Annotated in this window: 19 protein-coding genes; 3 read left to right on the top strand and 16 right to left on the bottom strand. The window is 73.1% G+C overall.

The annotated features are described in order from the left end of the window. Nucleotides 1–43 precede the first annotated feature (43 nt). On the bottom strand, nt 44–1,351 hold the full coding sequence (locus HF519_RS18560) for a glutamate mutase L (protein WP_169414232.1): 1,308 nt from the start codon (nt 1,349–1,351) through the stop codon (nt 44–46). Nucleotides 1,352–1,510: 159 nt separating this feature from the next. Here HF519_RS18560 and HF519_RS18555 point away from each other — a divergent pair, with 159 nt between their 5' ends. Then, the gene (locus HF519_RS18555) at nt 1,511–3,145 is read left to right on the top strand and encodes a long-chain fatty acid--CoA ligase (protein ID WP_169414231.1); all 1,635 of its coding nucleotides are present in this window, start codon (nt 1,511–1,513) and stop codon (nt 3,143–3,145) included. Between the two features lie 147 nt (nt 3,146–3,292). Here HF519_RS18555 and HF519_RS18550 read toward each other — a convergent pair whose 3' ends face one another. From HF519_RS18550 to HF519_RS18510, 9 genes are all read right to left on the bottom strand, one after another. Then, nucleotides 3,293–4,159, bottom strand: coding sequence for an SRPBCC family protein (locus tag HF519_RS18550; protein ID WP_169414230.1), 867 nt, complete (start codon nt 4,157–4,159; stop codon nt 3,293–3,295). Beyond that, nucleotides 4,156–4,479 (bottom strand): ArsR/SmtB family transcription factor, encoded by a 324-nt coding sequence (locus HF519_RS18545; protein WP_169414229.1) that lies wholly within the window; start codon nt 4,477–4,479, stop codon nt 4,156–4,158. The genes HF519_RS18550 and HF519_RS18545 overlap by 4 nt, the downstream gene beginning before the upstream one ends. Nucleotides 4,480–4,541: 62 nt before the next feature. Then, nucleotides 4,542–6,074, bottom strand: a complete 1,533-nt coding sequence (locus tag HF519_RS18540) for an amino acid permease (protein WP_169414228.1) — start codon at nt 6,072–6,074, stop codon at nt 4,542–4,544. Nucleotides 6,075–6,155: 81 nt separating this feature from the next. Next, complete coding sequence (locus HF519_RS18535) at nt 6,156–7,079, bottom strand: cation diffusion facilitator family transporter (RefSeq protein WP_169414227.1); 924 nt, start codon at nt 7,077–7,079, stop codon at nt 6,156–6,158. Between the two features lie 100 nt (nt 7,080–7,179). After that, nucleotides 7,180–8,397 (bottom strand): mannose-6-phosphate isomerase, class I, encoded by a 1,218-nt coding sequence (manA, locus tag HF519_RS18530; protein ID WP_169414226.1) that lies wholly within the window; start codon nt 8,395–8,397, stop codon nt 7,180–7,182. A gap of 29 nt (nt 8,398–8,426) precedes the next feature. Then, nucleotides 8,427–9,536: an SIS domain-containing protein gene (locus HF519_RS18525; protein WP_312860193.1), complete on the bottom strand. Its 1,110-nt coding sequence runs from the start codon at nt 9,534–9,536 to the stop codon at nt 8,427–8,429. Beyond that, nucleotides 9,526–9,726 (bottom strand): Trm112 family protein, encoded by a 201-nt coding sequence (locus HF519_RS18520; protein WP_169414225.1) that lies wholly within the window; start codon nt 9,724–9,726, stop codon nt 9,526–9,528. Before HF519_RS18520 ends, HF519_RS18525 begins: the two co-directional genes overlap by 11 nt. A gap of 130 nt (nt 9,727–9,856) precedes the next feature. After that, nucleotides 9,857–11,230: a phosphomannomutase/phosphoglucomutase gene (locus tag HF519_RS18515; protein ID WP_169414224.1), complete on the bottom strand. Its 1,374-nt coding sequence runs from the start codon at nt 11,228–11,230 to the stop codon at nt 9,857–9,859. Between the two features lie 42 nt (nt 11,231–11,272). Then, nucleotides 11,273–11,620, bottom strand: a complete 348-nt coding sequence (locus tag HF519_RS18510; protein WP_312860194.1) for a DUF3499 domain-containing protein — start codon at nt 11,618–11,620, stop codon at nt 11,273–11,275. A 94-nt stretch (nt 11,621–11,714) separates the two neighbouring features. Here HF519_RS18510 and HF519_RS18505 point away from each other — a divergent pair, with 94 nt between their 5' ends. Then, nucleotides 11,715–12,194, top strand: a complete 480-nt coding sequence (locus HF519_RS18505; RefSeq protein ID WP_169414222.1) for a metallopeptidase family protein — start codon at nt 11,715–11,717, stop codon at nt 12,192–12,194. Nucleotides 12,195–12,581: 387 nt separating this feature from the next. Here the strand turns inward: HF519_RS18505 and HF519_RS18500 are convergent, their stop codons facing one another. Further along, on the bottom strand, nt 12,582–12,827 hold the full coding sequence (locus HF519_RS18500; RefSeq protein ID WP_169414243.1) for a WhiB family transcriptional regulator: 246 nt from the start codon (nt 12,825–12,827) through the stop codon (nt 12,582–12,584). Between the two features lie 206 nt (nt 12,828–13,033). Here HF519_RS18500 and HF519_RS18495 point away from each other — a divergent pair, with 206 nt between their 5' ends. Beyond that, nucleotides 13,034–13,819 (top strand): site-2 protease family protein, encoded by a 786-nt coding sequence (locus tag HF519_RS18495; protein ID WP_312860192.1) that lies wholly within the window; start codon nt 13,034–13,036, stop codon nt 13,817–13,819. Between the two features lie 54 nt (nt 13,820–13,873). Here HF519_RS18495 and HF519_RS18490 read toward each other — a convergent pair whose 3' ends face one another. The 5 genes from HF519_RS18490 to HF519_RS18470 are packed head-to-tail and all read right to left on the bottom strand — an operon-like array spanning nt 13,874 to nt 17,782. After that, nucleotides 13,874–14,422, bottom strand: a complete 549-nt coding sequence (locus HF519_RS18490) for an NUDIX hydrolase (protein ID WP_312860191.1) — start codon at nt 14,420–14,422, stop codon at nt 13,874–13,876. Between the two features lie 4 nt (nt 14,423–14,426). Then, nucleotides 14,427–15,767 carry a coenzyme F420-0:L-glutamate ligase gene (locus HF519_RS18485; RefSeq protein WP_169414241.1) on the bottom strand — a complete coding sequence of 447 codons (1,341 nt, stop codon included), beginning with the start codon at nt 15,765–15,767 and terminating at the stop codon, nt 14,427–14,429. Nucleotides 15,768–15,783: 16 nt separating this feature from the next. After that, nucleotides 15,784–16,782 (bottom strand): 2-phospho-L-lactate transferase, encoded by a 999-nt coding sequence (gene cofD / locus HF519_RS18480; protein WP_169414220.1) that lies wholly within the window; start codon nt 16,780–16,782, stop codon nt 15,784–15,786. 30 nt (nt 16,783–16,812) lie between these two features. Further along, nucleotides 16,813–17,301, bottom strand: a complete 489-nt coding sequence (locus tag HF519_RS18475; RefSeq protein WP_169414219.1) for a glutathione peroxidase — start codon at nt 17,299–17,301, stop codon at nt 16,813–16,815. Nucleotides 17,302–17,311: 10 nt separating this feature from the next. After that, nucleotides 17,312–17,782: a glutathione peroxidase gene (locus tag HF519_RS18470; RefSeq protein ID WP_211170224.1), complete on the bottom strand. Its 471-nt coding sequence runs from the start codon at nt 17,780–17,782 to the stop codon at nt 17,312–17,314. Between the last annotated feature and the right edge of the window lie 36 nt (nt 17,783–17,818).

Below are 17,818 nucleotides of genomic sequence, written 5' to 3'. Positions count from 1 at the left end.
ACCGCCCGGAGCGGGCACGGACCGTGGGCGCAGTCCCAGGATCTCAGCTCAGCAGGTGGTTGCGCAGCAGCGCCTCGGCGGCTGCGGTCCGGTCGTGCGCGGCCAGCAGGCCGGCCGGCGCCACCGCGAAGTCGGCATCCACCACCACCGGCACCCCGGCCAGTAGGGGCGCGAGTACCGGGTCGGCCCGGACGGTCGCGATCACCGCGCCGAGCCCGTCCGGGTCACGCTGCCGGAAGACCCCGCCCGAGAGCACGAGCAGGCCGACGTCACGGCCCGCGTCGTCATGCCCCCGCAGGTGCCGGCGGACGGCGATGATCGCGGCGAGCGCCGCGATCCGGCGGTCCTCGGCCGCGCTGCCGGGGTCGCGCGGCACGTAGCCGACCTCGGTCGCCATCCGCTCGACGGTGAGCGCCAGCAGGTCGGCCTCCACCGGGTCGACGATGCCCTCGGCCTGGCCCTCCAGCAGCACGCCGCCGGCGGCGGAACGGACACCGAGGTCGCCCTCGACGGTCCGGTGCACCGGCCCGGTGCCGACACCGCCGACCGGCGCGGAGTGCACGTCCGTGGTGGTACAGCCGACGTCGACCACCAGCACCCCCGACTCGGTGATCCGGGCGAGTTCGGCCGCGCCACGACCGACGGCCTCCGGGGTCACCACCCGGACGAGCCGGCGGAACCGGGGGGCCGCGGCCGGTCCGCGGCCACCGAGGACGTGCCGGGCGAAGACACCCGCGACCGCGGCCCGGGCCGGACCGGGGACCACCCGGCCGGGCTCGGGCAGCACGTTGTCGCAGGCCACCACGGTCCGGCCGGTCGCCCGCAGCAGGGCGAGCGCGTCCTGCTGAGCCTCGACGTTGCCGGCCAGCACGATCGGGTAGCGCACCCGGGCCCGGGCCAGCCGTCCGGCGTTGTGCAGCATCACCGTCGGGTCGCTGCCGTCGGCGCCGCCGAGCAGCAGCACCACCCCCGGACGGTGGCTGCGCAGGGTGCGGACGTCGGAGGCCTCCAGGGGCCCGCTGTGCACGTGCACGACGTGCGAACCCGCGGACCGTGCCACCCGGTGCCCGGCCTCGGTCGACGCGATCGTGTCGTTGCCGACGACCGCGAGCCGCAGCCCACCGCCGGCCGAGGAGCACGCGAACAGTTCGGGCTGGGCGGTGCAGCCCGGCGGACCGCACGCGGTGACCGCACGGACCGCCGCATCCATCCCCGCGAGCACGTCGGACGGGGTCGTGGGGTGCTCCGCGAAGCCGGCGAGGCCGCCGTCGGGATGGATGAGCACGGCCTTGGTCCAGGTAGAACCCACGTCCAAGCAGACCGACGCGGCCTGCGATCCGGTGGGTGTCATGAGCGTTGAGCCTACTGGCCCGGCGGCGCGGCGTGCGCCGCGAACGAGCGATCGCACGGCCATGGCGATTCGCGAACTTCGGGGATCTTCACCCGAACCGGTACGGTTCCGCGGTGACGGAGCACACAGGCACTCTCGGCGTTTGATTCAGGAGATCCGATGCACGGACTCATGCAGCAGCGGCCACTCTCGCTGCCCCACGTCTTCCACCGGGCGGAGCAGCTGTTCGGACACAAGTCGATCGTCACCGCGACCGCCGGCGGCGAGGTGTCCACGACGATCGCGGAGTGGGCGCATCGGGTCCGCCGGCTCGCCACCGCGCTGGACTCATTGGGTGTCAGTGACGACGGGCGGGTGGCGACCTTCTGCTGGAACACCGGCCGCCATCTGGAGCTCTACATGGCCGCGCCCTGCACCGGGCGGGTGCTGCACACGCTCAACATCCGGCTGTTCCCCGAGCAACTGGTCTACATCGCCAACCACGCCGAGGACGAGGTCGTCTTCGTCGACCGTTCGCTGCTCCCGCTGCTGTGGCCGCTGGTGGACAAGCTCTCCACCGTGCGGCACTACGTCGTGATCGACGACGGCGCGGACGTCGAGATCCCGGACGACCCGCGGATCCTGGACTACGAGGAACTGCTCGCCGCCGCCGAGCCGTACCAGGGCCGGTTCGAGGTCGAGGACGAGAACACCGCGGCGGCGATGTGCTACACGTCCGGCACCACCGGCAACCCGAAGGGCGTGGTCTACAGCCACCGCTCGACGGTGCTGCATTCGCTGATCTCGCTGATCGCGGACGGGGCCGCGCTGTCCGAGCGCGACGTCGTGCTCCCGGTGGTGCCGATGTTCCACGCCAACGCCTGGGGCCTGCCCTACGGCTGCCTGCTGGCCGGCACGGACATCGTGTTCCCCGGGCCGAACATGACCCCGCAGGCGATTCTCGGGCTGCTCGCCGAGCACAAGGTCACGGTGACCGGCGGCGTCCCGACGATCTGGATGGGCGCGCTACCGATGCTCGATGACTACGACCTGTCGTCGCTGCGCACGATTCTCTGCGGTGGGTCGGCGGTGCCGCGCGCGCTGTCGGAGGCCTACCGGGAGAAGATCGGGCTGCCGATGCTGCACGCCTGGGGCATGACGGAGACCTCCCCGATCGCGACGATGTCCACGGCACGCTCGCACCACGACGCGTGGGACGAGTCCGCCCGGGCCGACGCGCGGGCCCGTCAGGGCCAGCCGGTGCCGCTGGTCGACATCCGGCTCGTCGACCCGGCTTCCGGCGAGGAACAGCCCTGGGACGACGTCGCCACGGGGGAGATCCAGGCCGCCGGCCCGTGGATCGCGTCCGAGTACTACCGCGGCGAGGGCGGTGGGGCGCAGTTCACCTCCGACGGCTGGCTGCGTACCGGTGACGTCGCGTCGGTGGACCGCTACGGCTTCGTCCGGCTGGTCGACCGGACCAAGGACCTGGTCAAGTCCGGCGGCGAGTGGATCAGCTCGGTCGAGCTGGAGAACGAGATCATGGCCCACCCGAAGGTCGCGGAGGCCGCCGTGATCGCGATCCCGCACGAGAAGTGGGTGGAGCGGCCGCTGGCGTGCGTGGTGGTCAAGCCCGGCGAGACCGTGACGCCGGAGGAGATCATCGAGTTCCTGACGCCGCGGGTGGCCAAGTGGTGGCTGCCCGACGCGGTCGAGTTCATCGACGAGGTGCCCAAGACCAGCGTCGGCAAGTTCAGCAAGAAGACGCTGCGCGACAAGTTCGCCGGCTACCAGATGGCCGGTCCGCAGCAGTAGCCGCGCCTCCCCGCGCGACGCCGGAAAGAGCCGATCCGGCTCTTTCCGGCGTCACCGGTTCTGTCGCCCGTGCACCGGGAGCACCGCGACGGGAGCGCTCCCGCCGATCACCGGCCGGGCCTCCCGGCGGGGAGCGTCCGCACCGCCTCAGCCCGGCGGCAGGGCGGCGAGCACCGCCGCCAGGCTCTCGATCCGCGTCCGCCAGGCCTCGAGGGCGGCGTCGCGCTCCCCCTCCGGCGCCGCCGGCCCGGTCTGGGTCAGCAGCAGCCGGGCACCGTGCCCGGTGCCCGGCTCGAGTTCCCAGCGCACCCGACCGGCCGGGCGGCCCGCCGACCGCCACTCGTACTCGAGCGCGGCCGGCGCCTCCACGGCGGACACCGGACCCGCCGGCACCGCGTCGACCGTCGCCGCGGCGGGCGCGGGGGCGCCGACGGCGGCCTCCGGGCCGCCGATGGCCGCCCAGGTGGCGTCGACGGGGCGGGTGAGCTGGCGCTCGAACCGCACCGTCCAGCCGTCGGCCCCGGCTTCGACCGAGCCCCGGTCGAGGCCGAACCGCCCGACGAACGCCTCGTGGGTGGCGATCATGTCGCCTGCCCGGGAGACCGGCGCGCCGGCCAGCACCTCGACCAGGGCGCCGATGCAGGACATCCAGCCCGCGGCGAAGCTCGCGGCCCCGGCGTGGTCGTCGAAGGTGTGGGTGAGGACCAGGACGCTGCCGGTGCCGTCCGCCACGACCTCCCAGCGCAGGTGGTCCTCGCCCCAGGTGTAGGCGAAGACCTTCGGTGGGTCGAAGTCGGTGATCACGCCCTCGGTTTCGGGGCCGCCACCCACGTCGTGCCCCACGAACCTGATCGCGCCGCCCGCACGCGGATCCACCTTCACGGCGAACGGGAACCACCGGTCGACGTGGGCGGGCTCGGTGATCGCCCGCCACACCTTCTCCGGCGGGTGGGCCAGCGGCCGTTCCATCCGCAGCACGGATCGGCCGTCAACCTTGCGCAGGGTCTCGCTCATGCTTCCTCCGCGGGATCGTCCGGCATGTCGTCCAGGTGCCGCTCGAGCGCATCGAGCCGGTCGGCCCACATCCACCGGTAGGGCTCCAGCCAGGCGTCGATCTCGGCGAGCGGCTCGGGCGCCAGCTCGTACCAGCGGCGCTGGGCCTCCGGCCGCACCCGGACCAGGCCGGCGTCGCGGAGCACCCGCAGGTGCTTGGACGTGCCGGGCTGGCTGAGCCCGAGCTGCTCGCTGAGTTCGCCGACGAGCCGCGGGCGCTCCCGGAGCAGATCCAGGATCCGGCGCCGGGTCGGCTCCGCGAGCGCGACGAAAGCGGTCACGCAGTGAAGATACCGAGCCAGCTATATAACCGCAACGGCATCTACGGACCCGGAAGCTCCGATCACCCCGAGGCGTCGGCGGGGGCCTGCCCCCGCTCCACGGCGATCCGCCGGCCGAGGCGGGAGTGCCGACGGCTGTAGAGGAAGTACACAGCGACACCGACGAGCATCCACACCACGAATCGAAGCCAGGTCTCGACCGACAGGCTCAGCATCAGCCACAGGCAGGCGAGCACGGACAGGATCGGTACCAGCGGGACGAGTGGGGTCCGGAAGCTGCGGGGCAGGTCCGGCCGGGTCCGGCGCAGGATGACCACGCCGACGGACACCAGTACGAACGCGAACAAGGTGCCGATGTTGACCATCTGCTCCAGCTCGCCCGCCGGGAAGAAGGTCGCGGCGATCGCGACGACGACGCCGACCAGCCACGTCGCCCTGACCGGGGTGCCGTGGGCGCCGGTGCGGGACAGGGGGCGCGGCAGCAGCCCGTCACGCGACATGGCGAACAGCACCCGGATCTGGCCGAGCATCAGCACCATGACCACGGTGGTGAGACCCGCGAGGGCACCGATCGCGATCACGGTGGCCGCCCAGTCCACCCCGAGCTGGGCGAACGCGGTGGCCAGGGTGGCCCGGGTGCCGTCGGGCTGCGTGGCGAGCTGGGTGTAGCTCACCATCCCGGTGAGCACGAGGGCGACCGCCACGTAGAGCACCGTGACGATCGCGAGCGAGCCCAGGATGCCGCGCGGCAGCGACTTCTGCGGGTTCTTCGTCTCCTCGGCCGTGGTCGCCACCACGTCGAAGCCGATGAAGGCGAAGAACACGATCGACGCCGCGGCGAGCAGTCCGTAGATGCCGAAGGTGCTGCTGCCCTCTCCGCCGAGCAGCGACAGCAGCGACTGCTTGATGCCCCCTTCCGCCTCGGCGCCCTGCGCCGCCGGCGGGATGTAGGGGCTGTAGTTGTCGGTGTTCACGTAGCCGATGCCCACCACGATGACCAGCAGCACGATGGCGACCTTGATCGAGGTGAAGATCAGGCTGACCCGGCTGGACAGCTTGGTGCCCAGCGCGAGCAGGGTGGCGAGCACGATCACGAGAAGCAACGCCCCCCAGTCCAGGCTCAGGGCACCCAGCTCGAACACGGTCTGCGTGTTCAGCCCGAACTGGGTGAACACCGTCTGCAGGTACTCCGACCAGCCCTTGGCCACCACCGCCGAGCCCACCGCGAACTCGAGCACCAGATCCCAGCCGATGATCCACGCGATGAACTCACCGAACGTCGCGTAGGAGAACGTGTACGCGCTGCCGGCCACCGGGACCGTCGAGGCGAACTCGGCGTAGCACAACGCCGCGAGCCCGCACGCGATCGCGGCGAGCACGAAGGCCAGCGAGACCGACGGCCCGGCCCGCTCCCCGGCGGTGCTCGCCGCGAGCGTGAAGATGCCCGCGCCCACGACGACCGCAACCCCGAACACGATGAGGTCCCAGGTCGTCAAATCCTTGCGCAGCTTGGTGTCCGGCTCATCGGTGTCCTGAATGGACTGCTCCACCGACTTGGTCCGCATGATGCCGACCTGTCTGCCCCCGACCGTCATGCCGGGACGGTACGACGGTCGTCCCCACGGAGCCAGTGCTGGGGGCACCCGCGCCGCGACGACCCGGTGCCCGGCCGCCGCTCAGCTCGCGACGGGCGTGCGCTCGAGATCGGGCTCGAGATAGATGATCCGAGCGTCCGGGACGGCCTTGCGCACCCTGCGCTCGGCGTCGTCGATGGCCCGCGCCACCTCCTCGAGCGGCAGCCCCGGGGTGAGCGCGATCTTGGCCGCGACGAGCAGCTCCTCGGGGCCGAGGTACTGCGTCCTGATGTGGATCACGCGCTGCACCCGCGGGTCTGCCTCGAGCTCCCCGACGATCTTCGCGAGCACCGGCGCTACCGCGCCCTCACCGATCAGCAGGCTCTTCATCTCGATGATCAGGATGATCGCGATGACCCCGAGCAGGGCTCCGATGCACAGCGTGCCCACCGCGTCCCAGGCGGGGTTGCCGGTGAGCACGGTCAGCCCGACGCCCCCGAGAGCCAGGATCAGGCCGACCAGGGCCCCGAAGTCCTCCAGCAGCACCACCGGCAGCTCCGGAACCTTGGACTGCCGGATGAACTGCCACCAGGTGCCGTTGCCCTTGAGCGGGCGGGACTCCTGGATGGCCGTGCGGAAGGAGAAGGTCTCCAGACCGATCGCGACGAGCAGGATGATCACCGCGACGATCGGGGTGGTCAGCGGCTCGGGATGCTGCAGCTTGTGGACGCCCTCGTAGATCGCGAACACCGAGCCGAGGCTGAACAGCAGCAGGGCGACGACGAAGGAGTAGAAGTACCGGTCCCGGCCGTACCCGAAGGGGTGCTCGGACGTCGCCGCGCGCTTCGCCCGCTTGCCACCGAGCAGCAGCAGGCCCTGGTTCGAGGTGTCGGCGACGGAGTGCACCGCCTCGGCCAGCATCGACGACGAGCCGGTGATGAGGTATCCGATGAACTTGGCCACTGCGATACCCGCGTTGGCCAGCAGGGCCGCGATGATCGCTCTGGTTCCACCGCTCGCTGACACTGGGTACTCCTCGCCGTTTCGGGTGCTGCTGAGCGAGACCCTAGCCGCAGTGACTCACCCCGAGCCCCGCGCTCCCGCGGGCGCATTCCGGGGATCGGCCTCAGGCCCCCAGGCCGTCGCTGGCCAGGAAGAGCTGGGTACCCGGGACGGCCGACTCGATGACTATCCCGCGGTCCGCCGCCGCCAGGAACAACGACTGCCCCCGGCGCAGCCCCACGGCCCGTCCGCCCGCCCGCAGGCACACCGCGCCCCCGGTGCAGACCATGATCCGTGGCCCGCCGTCGGGCACCCGGATGCCCGGCAGCCGCGTGGCCACCTCGCAGCGTCGCAGCAGGAACTCGTCGGCGGGGGTGTCGTACCGGACCCAACCGCACTCGGTCCGGCCGGTGCACACCGGCGGCGGGCCGGCCGCGAAGTCGAGCACCCGCAGCAGTTCGGGGACGTCGACGTGCTTCGGGGTCAGGCCGCCGCGCAGCACGTTATCGGAGTTGGCCATCAGCTCGATCCCGGCACCCGACAGGTACGCGTGCAGGTTCCCCGCCGGCAGGTACAGCGCCTCGCCCGGCTGCAGGACGATGCGGTTGAGCAGCAGCGCGGCCAGTACCCCGGCGTCGCCGGGGTAGCGCTCGGACAGCTCGAGAACGGTACGGGCCTCGGCCTGGAACTCGCCGTCCGCGCCCGCCAGCCGTATCGACCCCCGCTGCAGCGCCGGCACGAGCTCGTCGAGTACCGACTGCGGCAAGGTGATCCACGTCGTGAACAGCGCTCGCAGGCCGTCCGGCCCCGGCTGGGCGGCGAGCAGGTCGGTGTACGCCGCCAGCTCGGGCACGTCCAGCGCGCTCAGCAGGCGCACACTCGTCACCGCGTCACGGAAGCCGACGAGGGCGTGGAACTCCGTGAGCGCGCAGATGATCTCCGGCTTGTGGCTGGCGTCCCGGTAGTTGCGGTCGGCGGCATCCAGCGGTATCCCGGCGGCGTTCTCGCGCTCGAACCCGCTCGCCGCCTGCTCGGCGCTCGGGTGGGCCTGCAGGCTCAGCGGCTCGTCCGCGGCGAGCACCTTGAGCAGGAACGGGAGCCGCCCGTCCCAGCGCCCGGCCCGGTCGCTGCCCAGCAGCCGCTGCGGCTCGGCCGCGACGGCGTCGAGCAGGGAGATCGTGTGTCCGTCGGGCTGTACCAGACGCGACGAGTCGGCCGGGTGGGCCCCGAGCCACAGCTCGGCCTGCGGGTGCGGCGAGGGCACCGGCTCGCCGAGGAGCTCCGCGATCACCGTCCGGGATCCCCAGGCGTAGGGACGTACTGGATTGTCCAGCAGCTCCACCGTGCTCGGTACTCCTCGTCGGGGCCGGCTCAGGCCGGCTCGATGGTACGGGTGGCCAGTCCCAGATATGCCGCCGTGACGTCGAACCGGGAGGCCAGCACGGCCGCCCTCAGCAACGCCGCGTGCCGGGTCCCGCGGGCGATCTCGTCGACCGGATGCAGCAGGTCCGCGGCGGGCCAGTTCCGACCGGTGCGGCGCAGGGTGATCTGTGCCGGGTCGTCCTCCCCGGTCGCGAGCAGCACGAGCCGCGGGGGCGGCGCCTCCGCGGCGGCGGTCGGATCGTCGAACGGGTCGCGGAAGATGTCGTTCCCGGCCGCGGCCGCCGTCAGGGCGCGCAGCAGCCCGGTCGCGGTCACGGCCCGGGCCACGTCCGAGGCGTGCGCCACGATCCCGGCGTGCGTCGCGAGCGCGCACGCGGCGTGCTCGGCGACCGCGGCCGCGAGGGGGTCGGTACCCCACAGCAACGGTGTGTGCTCGGCCAGTCGCAGGGTCAGCGACTTCGCCGGGTTCATGAACGGCTCGTGACCGGGCTGGTTGCGCTCGGCCTCCGCGTCGAGCTCGTCGGCCAGCGCGTCGAGGCCCGGGTCCAGAACAGGGTCGAGCAGGTCCAGGGCCGACACGGTGACGAGTCCGACGGCCAGCGCGCGGGGCAGATCCAGCCCCGTCGGCACCGGGATGCGCGGCTCGACCAGGCGCACCCGCCCGGCACCGGCCGATGCCACCGGACCGTCGCCGGGAGCCGACACGACGACCTCCGCGCCGCGCCGCACGGAGCGGGCCACGCTGTCGGCCAGCTCGGCGTCGGTGGCGTCGGCGGTGTGGGCCAGCACGACGTCGAGTGGGCCGATCCAGCCCGGCGCGCTGTCGGCGAGCACCACCGGGACCGGGCAGCCCGGCCCGAGCAGCGCGGCGAGGATGCCGGCGGCCGAGACCGACGCGCCCGGACGGCGCAGCAGCACCAGGGCCCGCGGGCGGTGACCGCCCAGCCCCGCGACTCCGGCCTCCTGCGCGGCCTGGGCGGCGGAGCGGACCTGGGCCCCGGCGGTGGCCGCCGCACGCAGCACGCCACCGGTGTCGATGGCGGCCAGCGCGCCCGGGTCGGCCAGCAGGGTGTCGTCGAGCACCGATTCACCCACCACCGTTGGGATCCAGTGCCTCATCCAGCAACAGCACCGGGATGCCGTCGACGACGGGGAACCGGCGGGCGCACGACGTGCAGGTCAGCACGTCGGCCTGCGGGTCGTCGGGCGCGCCGACGAGGAGCGGGGCGTGCTCGTCGCACGGACACGCCAGGATCTCCAGCAGCTGCGGGTCGAGCTGAACGGCCACGGTCCTCCTCTTTCCATTGACGAGTTGATCGGCGGCGGCGGTGTACCGCGATGCTGCCAGGCGCAGCGGGTCGCCGCCGGGTCCGTCCGGGTACCCCGCGGGGCGTGCGTCGGGCCCGCGGACGGGTGCATCAGGCCCGGACGACACCCAGGACGTCGTCGCGCAGCGCGGCGACCGCGTCAACGTCCGCGGCCTCGACGTTGAGCCGCAGCAGCGGCTCGGTGTTGGAGGCCCGCAGGTTGAACCACGATCCGTCCGGCAGCCGGACGGTGAGCCCGTCCAGCTCGTCGAACTCGACACCGTCACGGCCGGCGTAGCGCTCCCGGACCGCCGCCACCCGGCCGCCCTGGTCCTGCACCGTCGAGTTGATCTCGCCGGAGGCGGCGTAACGGCTGTAGTCGGCCATCAGCGCCGAGAGCGGACCGTCCTGCTCACCGAGCGCGGCGAGGACGTGCAGAGCGGCCAGCATCCCGGAGTCGGCGCGCCAGAAGTCGCGGAAGTAGTAGTGCGCCGAGTGCTCCCCGCCGAAGACGGCGCCGGTCTCGGCCATCGTCTGTTTGATGAACGAGTGCCCCACGCGGGTGCGCACCGGACGGCCGCCGTTCTCGGTGACGATCTCCGGCACGGCCCGCGAGGTGATCAGGTTGTGGATCACTGCGGCGTCGGTCTCGCCGTTCGCCCGGGCCCGGGCCAGTTCGCGGACGGCGACCAGCGCGGTGATCGCGCTCGGGCTGACCGGCTCGCCCCGCTCGTCGACGACGAAACAGCGGTCGGCGTCGCCGTCGAAGGCCAGCCCGAGGTCCGCGCCCACCGCGACGACGTTCTTCTGCAGGTCGACCAGGTTCGCCGGGTCCAGCGGGTTCGCCTCGTGGTTCGGGAACGTGCCGTCGAGCTCGAAGTACAGCGGCACGACCTGCAGCGGCAGCGGGCCGAAGACCTCGGGGACGGTGTAGCCGCCCATGCCGTTGCCACTGTCGACCACGACCGTCAGCGGGCGCAGGCCGGACAGGTCGACCAGGCTGCGCAGGTGGGCCGCGTAGTCGGTGAGCATGTCCTGCTCGGTGACGGTGCCGGGGGCGGCCGTTCCCGGCGGGACGCCGTCCTCCACGGCGGCGCGGATCTGCGCCAGGCCCGTGTCCTGCCCGATCGGGGCGGCGCCGGCCCGGCACAGCTTGATGCCGTTGTACCGGGCGGGGTTGTGGCTGGCGGTGAACATCGCGCCCGGCACGTCGAGCCGGCCCGAGGCGAAGTAGAGCATGTCGGTGCTCGCCAGACCGATGTTCACGACGTCGAGGCCCTGGCCGGTGACCCCCTCGGCGAACGCGGCGGCGAGACCGGGCGAGGAGTCGCGCATGTCGTGGCCGACGACCACGGTGGTCGCGCCCTCGCCGGACAGGAGCCGGGCCAGCGCCGCCCCGATGTCGCGCACCGTCGCGGCGTCGAGCTGCTCGCCGACGACACCGCGGATGTCGTAGGCCTTCACGATCGCGGACAGGTCTGGCACGGCGCCGACCTTATCGGTCAGGGCCACCCGGCGGGGGCCGAGCTACCCCTCGGTGGGGCCCGGCAGCACCCGCAGGTGCCCGCGCCGGCCGGTGCCGCTGGTCGGCGCGGCCTCGATCGGCCGGTCGGCCCGGCCCGCCTCCCGCACCGCCTCGGCCAGCGCGGTCAGGTCGTCGTTCGTGTGCTGCGGGGGTGCGAACTCGCCCTCGAAACGCACCACCTCCCACCCGCGCGGTGCGGTCAACCGGTGGGCGTGCGCTGTGCACAGGTCGTAGGAGTGGGGCTCCGCCTGGGTGGCCAGCGGCCCCACCACCGCCGTCGAGTCCGCGTAGACGTAGGTGAGCGTGGCCACCGCGAGCTCGGTGCACCCAGTCCGCGAACACCTCCGCACGCTCAGCACGGATCCGACGATAGCGCCTGAAGGGCGCCACCCAGGGCTACGACGCGCGACCGCTTCGGGGAGCCTTCGGTCGTACGATTCACCGGTGACCACCGCACGCCGCACCCGGCGTCGCTCTCCCCGCCGGCGGGACCGGCGGGGCCGCGGGCTGCGCGGGTTGCTGTACCCGCCCTCGATCCCGGCCACGAAGACCCGCGCCGAGAAGTTCGACGCGATGGTGCTGGAGGCCCTGGAGCCGATCGAGCAACGCTGGGCGGCCGAGCTGGCCGACCTCGACCTCGCCGTGGACGACGTGCCCGAGGTGGACGAGACCTCACCGGACGACGTCGTGTGGGGCACGGGTGTGCTGGCCGACGTCGGGGTACCGCTGGCCCAACTCGTCCCGGCCGGGGTCGGCCCGGACGGGCTCCCCTCGCGGGCTCGGATCGTGCTCTACCGCAGGCCTCTCGAGGCCCGGGCGCGCGGCGGCGCCGATCTGGCGGACCTGCTGCACGAGGTGCTGGTGGAGCAGGTGGCGGAGTACCTCAACATCGAGCCCGACGCCGTGGACGGCGGGGGCGAGTAACGCCACGCGCCTGCCGGGCGAACGGGAGTAGGTGCCGCGCGCGCCCGCCGGGCGAACGGGTACGACGGCCGGCCGCGGCCGCCGCAGCGACCTCACCGACGAGCCCCGCCGTCAGCACCGCACGCGCGTTGCGGCTGCTCGCACGGTCCCTGGCTGACGCTCTGCACCGCGGGTGCGCCATCACGCGCGTCGTCGGATCCACGCGCAGGCCCGAGCGCGCGCGGCCGTATCGGCCGGTCCGGCTTGCGCTCGTCGGGTACGCGGCAGCGCACGCCGGGTGGCGTTCCGGCCCGGAACGGGCAGGACGCTCCCCCGTTCGGGGGGCATCCGGGCCCGTCCCGTAGCGCCGATGAGCGGCCTGCCGGGCCCCGCGTCCCGGCCGGATGCTCAGCCCGCGGCGCGCCGCAGTCGGCGGCGCTCCCGCTCGGAGAGCCCGCCCCAGATGCCGAACCGCTCGTCCTGCGCGAGCGCGTACTCCAAGCACTCCGCGCGAACCTCACAGCCCGAGCAGATGCGCTTGGCCTCGCGCGTCGAGCCGCCCTTCTCCGGGAAGAACGCCTCGGGATCGGTCTGGGCGCACAGAGCCCGTTCCTGCCAGTCCTGCTCGGTCGCCGCCCCCGGATCGTCCAACATATCGATCAAGTTGGGTGCGTCGACACCGCCCGTCGCCCCGACAAGCGTTAGTGTCTGAGTGATCACGTTCACCCGCCCACCTTCCCCGCGCCCCGGCGAATGACACCGGCGTAAGTACAACGCTGTGGTTCAAGGTTGGCAAGCGGGAGCTGCCGACCGGGTGACGGACTCCACCCGGTCGGTCGCCCATTCGGCAGAATGGTCAAGTGCGTGGTGTGTCAGCCCGAATAAGCCCGTGGTTCCTGCTGCTCCTGGGGGTGGCGGTCGCCGGCGGAGTGCTGACCGTCGTCGGGACCGAAGCCTTCCTCCTCGCTGGCCTGATTCCGCGTTCGTCGGTCGCCCTGACCGCGGGCGTCGTGCTGCTGGTGCTCGGCGGCTGGGCCGTGTCGCTGTGCCTGCACGAGTTCGGCCACGCCGCCGTCGCCTACCGCGGCGGTGACACCTCCGTGCGGGACAAGGGCTACCTGACCCTCGACATCCGCCGTTACGCCGACCTCGGGCTGTCCTTCGTGCTGCCGGTGATCTTCCTGCTGCTCGGCGGCATCCCGCTGCCCGGTGGCGCGGTCTGGATCAACCACTGGGCGATCCGCTCCCGGTTCGCGCGCAGCATGGTCTCGTTCGCCGGACCCGCGACCAACCTGGTGCTGGGCGCGCTGCTCACCCTCTCGGTGGCGACGATCTCGATGCCGATCGGGCTCGCCGTGGGGCTGTCGTGCCTCGCGCTCATCCAGGTGCTGGCGTTCGTGCTGAACATCCTGCCCGTCCCCGGACTCGACGGGTTCGGCGTGCTCGAGCCCTACCTGTCCGAGGGCGCCCGGCAGCTCGCCGCGAAGGTCCGGCCGTGGGCCCCGATCGTGCTGTTCCTGCTGATCATCGGCCTGCCCGGCATCGCCCGGCTCCTGTTCGACCTGGGCGGCTTCGTGTTCGCCCTCATCGGCGGCAACCCCGTACTCGCCACCGCCGGCTACAGCGAACTGCTGTTCTGGCGCTGACCCACCCGCACCCGACGGCCCGGGTGCCGCTCCGGGGCCTGCTGATCGGGTCGGTCAGGCCCGCGCGAGCCGGGACCGGGCCGCGGCGATCATCGTCGGCACGGTGTCGCTGTCCGGGGGTAGCGCGTCCACCGGCCACCAGCGCAGGTCCACCGACTCGTCGGAGATCCGCGGTACCGCCCCCTCCGGCGCGCGCACCAGGTATCGGACGTCCAGGTGCCGGGTCGGTTTGCCCAGGGAACACGTCACGGGGTGGACGTCGACGTGCAGCGGCTGCTCGTCGATGACCAGGCCGTCGATGCCGGACTCCTCGGTCGCCTCCCGCAACGCCGCGTCCCGCAGGGTGGCGTCGCCCGGCTCGCAGTGCCCGCCGAGCTGGATCCAGCGGCCCACCCTCGGATGCAGCGTCAGCAGGGTGTGCTCCCCCGGCGCGTCGAGGACCAGCGCCGAGGCGGTCAGGTGCCCGGGTTCGCAGGACCGCGAACAGGCGTCGTCCGGGCGCGCGTCGAGAAACGCGAGCAGCGCGTGCTGCAGGGCCCGCTGGGCATCGTCGGGCGCCGCCCATCCGCGCAGTGCGGCCGCAGCCGCGGCCGGGGCTACCACGCCGTCACCACTCCAGCAGTCCTGCGGCCGGGTCCTTCGGCGGGCGCGGGGTGAGCGGCTCGGCCGGGACACCGACGGCGATCGCCCCGAGCGGCTGCCAGTCATCGGGCAGCCCGAGCTCGGCGCGCACCACGTCCGGCGCGAAGATCGTGGACCCGACCCAGCACGAGCCCAGCCCCTCCGCAGCGAGCGCGACGAGCAGTGACTGCACCGCCGCCCCACCGGCCACGGTGAACATGTCCCGCTCCGCCGCGGTGCGCTTCGCGTCGGGATAGTCGTGGGCGCCGTCGCCGGTGCGGAAGGCCAGCACCAACTCGGGGGCCCGGCGCAGCAGGTCGCCGCGGGCCAGCCGGCGGGCGACCTCGTCGGCCGGGCGGCCGTCGGCCTCCAGGTCGGCGCGCCAGCGGGTGGTCATCGCGTCCAGCAGCGCGGTGCGCCGGGCCGGGTCTCGCACCCAGCCGAAGCGGAACGGCGTGCTGTGGTGCGGCGCCGGGGCGGTGAGCGCGACCCCCACCGCGCGGCGCAGCGCGTCGGCGTCGACGGGCTCGTCGGCGAACACCCGGGAGCTGCGCCGCATGAGGACGGCCTGACGGCGGCCCCGGGCGATCGCCTCGTCGGTGCCGAGCCAGAACATGTCCTCGTCCAGCGGACGGACCAGGTCGCGGGCGCCCGAACCGTCGTCGGCGATCAGCAACCCACGCACCACCGCGACCGGGAGCCCGCCGAGCTTGCCCTTGGCCAGGTCGGCCGCGGCCGCCACCTCGTCGGCCAGCGCGACCTCGGTGACGACCAGCTCGTTGCCCTCGGCGTCGACCGCACCGCCGTAGCGGTGCAGCACGGTCATGCCGGCCGCCCCGATGGCGACGTCGGTCTGGCCCACCCGCCAGGTGCGGCCCATCGTGTCGGTGATGACCACCGCGACGTCGACACCGAGCAGCATCTTGAGCGCACCGCGCAGGCGCTCGGCGCTCGCGTCGGGGTCGGCGGGCAGCAGCGCCAGCTCGTCGCGGCGGACGTTGGACGCGTCGATACCCGCGGCCGCCTGCACCAGGCCGAGCTTGCTCGCGACGATCAGCGTCCTCCCGCGGCGGGCGAGCACCCGCTCGGTCTCGGACTCGACCAGCCGGCGGCGCAGCGCGTCGCGCTCCTCCGGATCGGCGGGCGCCGGGACCAGCCGGCCCTCCGCCTTGGACACGATCTTGCTGGTGACCACGACGACGTCGCCGTCGGCCAGCCACGGCATCGCCCGGGCCAGGGCGGCGGCCAGGTCGTCGCCGGGACGGAACTCGGGCAGCCCCCGGACGGGGAGCACCTGCAGGCCGTCCGGTGCGGCGTGGTCCCCCACCGGTGCCACCGGCGCCTCAGCCAACCCCGGCCCCGGCGAGCTCCAGCGCCTGGCGGGCCATCTCCGCGGTGGCGTCGACGTCGGTCATCAGCAACGGCACCGAGCGCACCTCGGCCCCGGGCAGCTCGGCGGTGTCGCCGGTGTGCACGAGCCAGCCATCGAGCAGCCCGCCCTCACCACGGCCGCCGTAGTGCCGGCCGACCGCCTCCGCGGTGGTCTCCACACCGATCGCCGACAGGCACACGTCGGCCATGCCGCGCAACGGCTGCCCGCCCACGATCGGCGACAGCCCGACGATCTTCGACTTGGTCCCGACCAGGGCCTGCGCCATACCCGGAACGGTGATCATGGTCCCGATGCTCACCACCGGGTTCGACGGCGCGACGAGGATCGCGTCGGCGCCCTCGATGGCGTCGCGCACCTCGGGCAGCACCCCGGCCTCGTCGGCACCGACCGACGCGAACCGGTGCGGCGTCGGCTTGGCCTGGTGGCGCACCCACCACTCCTGGAAGTGGATCGCCTTGCGCGCGGACGAGCCCGGCTCCGCATCCGGATCGTCGATCACGACGTGGGTCTCCACCCGGTCGTCGGTGACGGGCAGCAGCCGCACCCCGGGCTGCCAGCGGTGGCACAGCGCCTCGGTGACCTGCGACAGCGGGTAGCCGGCCCGCAGCATCCGGGTGCGCACCAGGTGAGTGGCGAGGTCACGGTCACCCAGCCCGAACCAGGTCGGGTCGGCGCCGTAGGCCTCCAGCTCGTCGCGCACCGCCCAGGTCTCCCCGGCCCGGCCCCAGCCGCGATCGGGGTCGATCCCGCCGCCGAGGGTGTACATGCACGTGTCGAGGTCGGGACAGACGCGTAGCCCGTGCAGCCAGATGTCGTCCCCGACGTTGACGACCGCGGTGATCTCGTGATCACCAGTTCCGGGCCCGACCGCGGGCAACCCCAGCGCGGCCTTGACCCCGAGCAGGAACCGGGCACCGCCGACCCCGCCGACCAGCACGACGACCTTCACGGAATTGAGCCTACGACGCTGCGCCGACACTCAGCCGGGCAGCACCGCCGCGATGGCGTCGACGATCTCGTCGGCGTCCGGCTCCGTGCGCGGACGGAACCGTCCGACGACGCGGCCATCGGGGCTGACCAGGAACTTCTCGAAGTTCCATTGCACGTCACCGGCCTGGCCCGCCGCGTCGGGGTACGCGGTGAGCCGCTGGTAGAGCGGGTGCCGACCGTCGCCGTTGACGTCGGTCTTCGCGGTCAGCGGGAACGTGACGCCGTAGGTCGACGAGCAGAACGTGCCGATCTCCGCCGCCGTCCCCGGCTCCTGTCCGGCGAACTGGTTGCACGGCACGCCGAGCACCGTGAAGCCCTGCCCGCCGAACCGCTGCTGCAGGTTCTCCAGACCGGTGTACTGCGGGGTCAGCCCGCAGCGTGACGCCACGTTGACGACGAGGACGGCCTTGCCCTCGAGGACGGCGGGGTCGAGCGGCTCGCCGTCGAGAGCGGTCAGGTCGGTGCCGAGCAGAGACATGATCGCCAACCTACGCCCCGGGCAGGACGGCCTCGATCGCCTCCACGATCTCCCAGCTCTCCGGCTCGACGCCCGGCCGGAACCGGCCGACGACGGTGCCGTCGGGTGCCAGGAGGAACTTCTCGAAGTTCCATGCGACGTCGCCGGCCTCGCCGTCGTCATCGCGCGCCCGCACCAGCCTGGCGTACAGCGGGTGCCGGCGCTTGCCGTTCACCTCGACCTTCTCGGTGAGGGGGAACGTCACCCCGTAGGTCGTCGCGCAGAACTCGGCGATCTCGGCCGGGGTGCCCGGCTCCTCCCCGGCGAACTGGTTGCACGGCACGCCGAGCACGGTGAACCCGCGGTCGGCGAAGCGCTCGTGCAACCGCTGCAGACCGGCGTACTGCGGGGTGTGCCCGCACCGCGACGCCACGTTGACGACGAGCACGGCCCGTCCCGCGAGCACCCCCGGGTCGAGCGCCGCACCGTCCAACGCCACCAGGGCCGGAACCGTCACCCCGCAACCGTATCCCCACCC

Source organism: Pseudonocardia bannensis (genome assembly GCF_012911875.1).
In the GTDB taxonomy this organism is placed as follows: domain Bacteria; phylum Actinomycetota; class Actinomycetes; order Mycobacteriales; family Pseudonocardiaceae; genus Pseudonocardia; species Pseudonocardia bannensis.
This window is presented reverse-complemented; position numbering and strand designations above follow the sequence as displayed.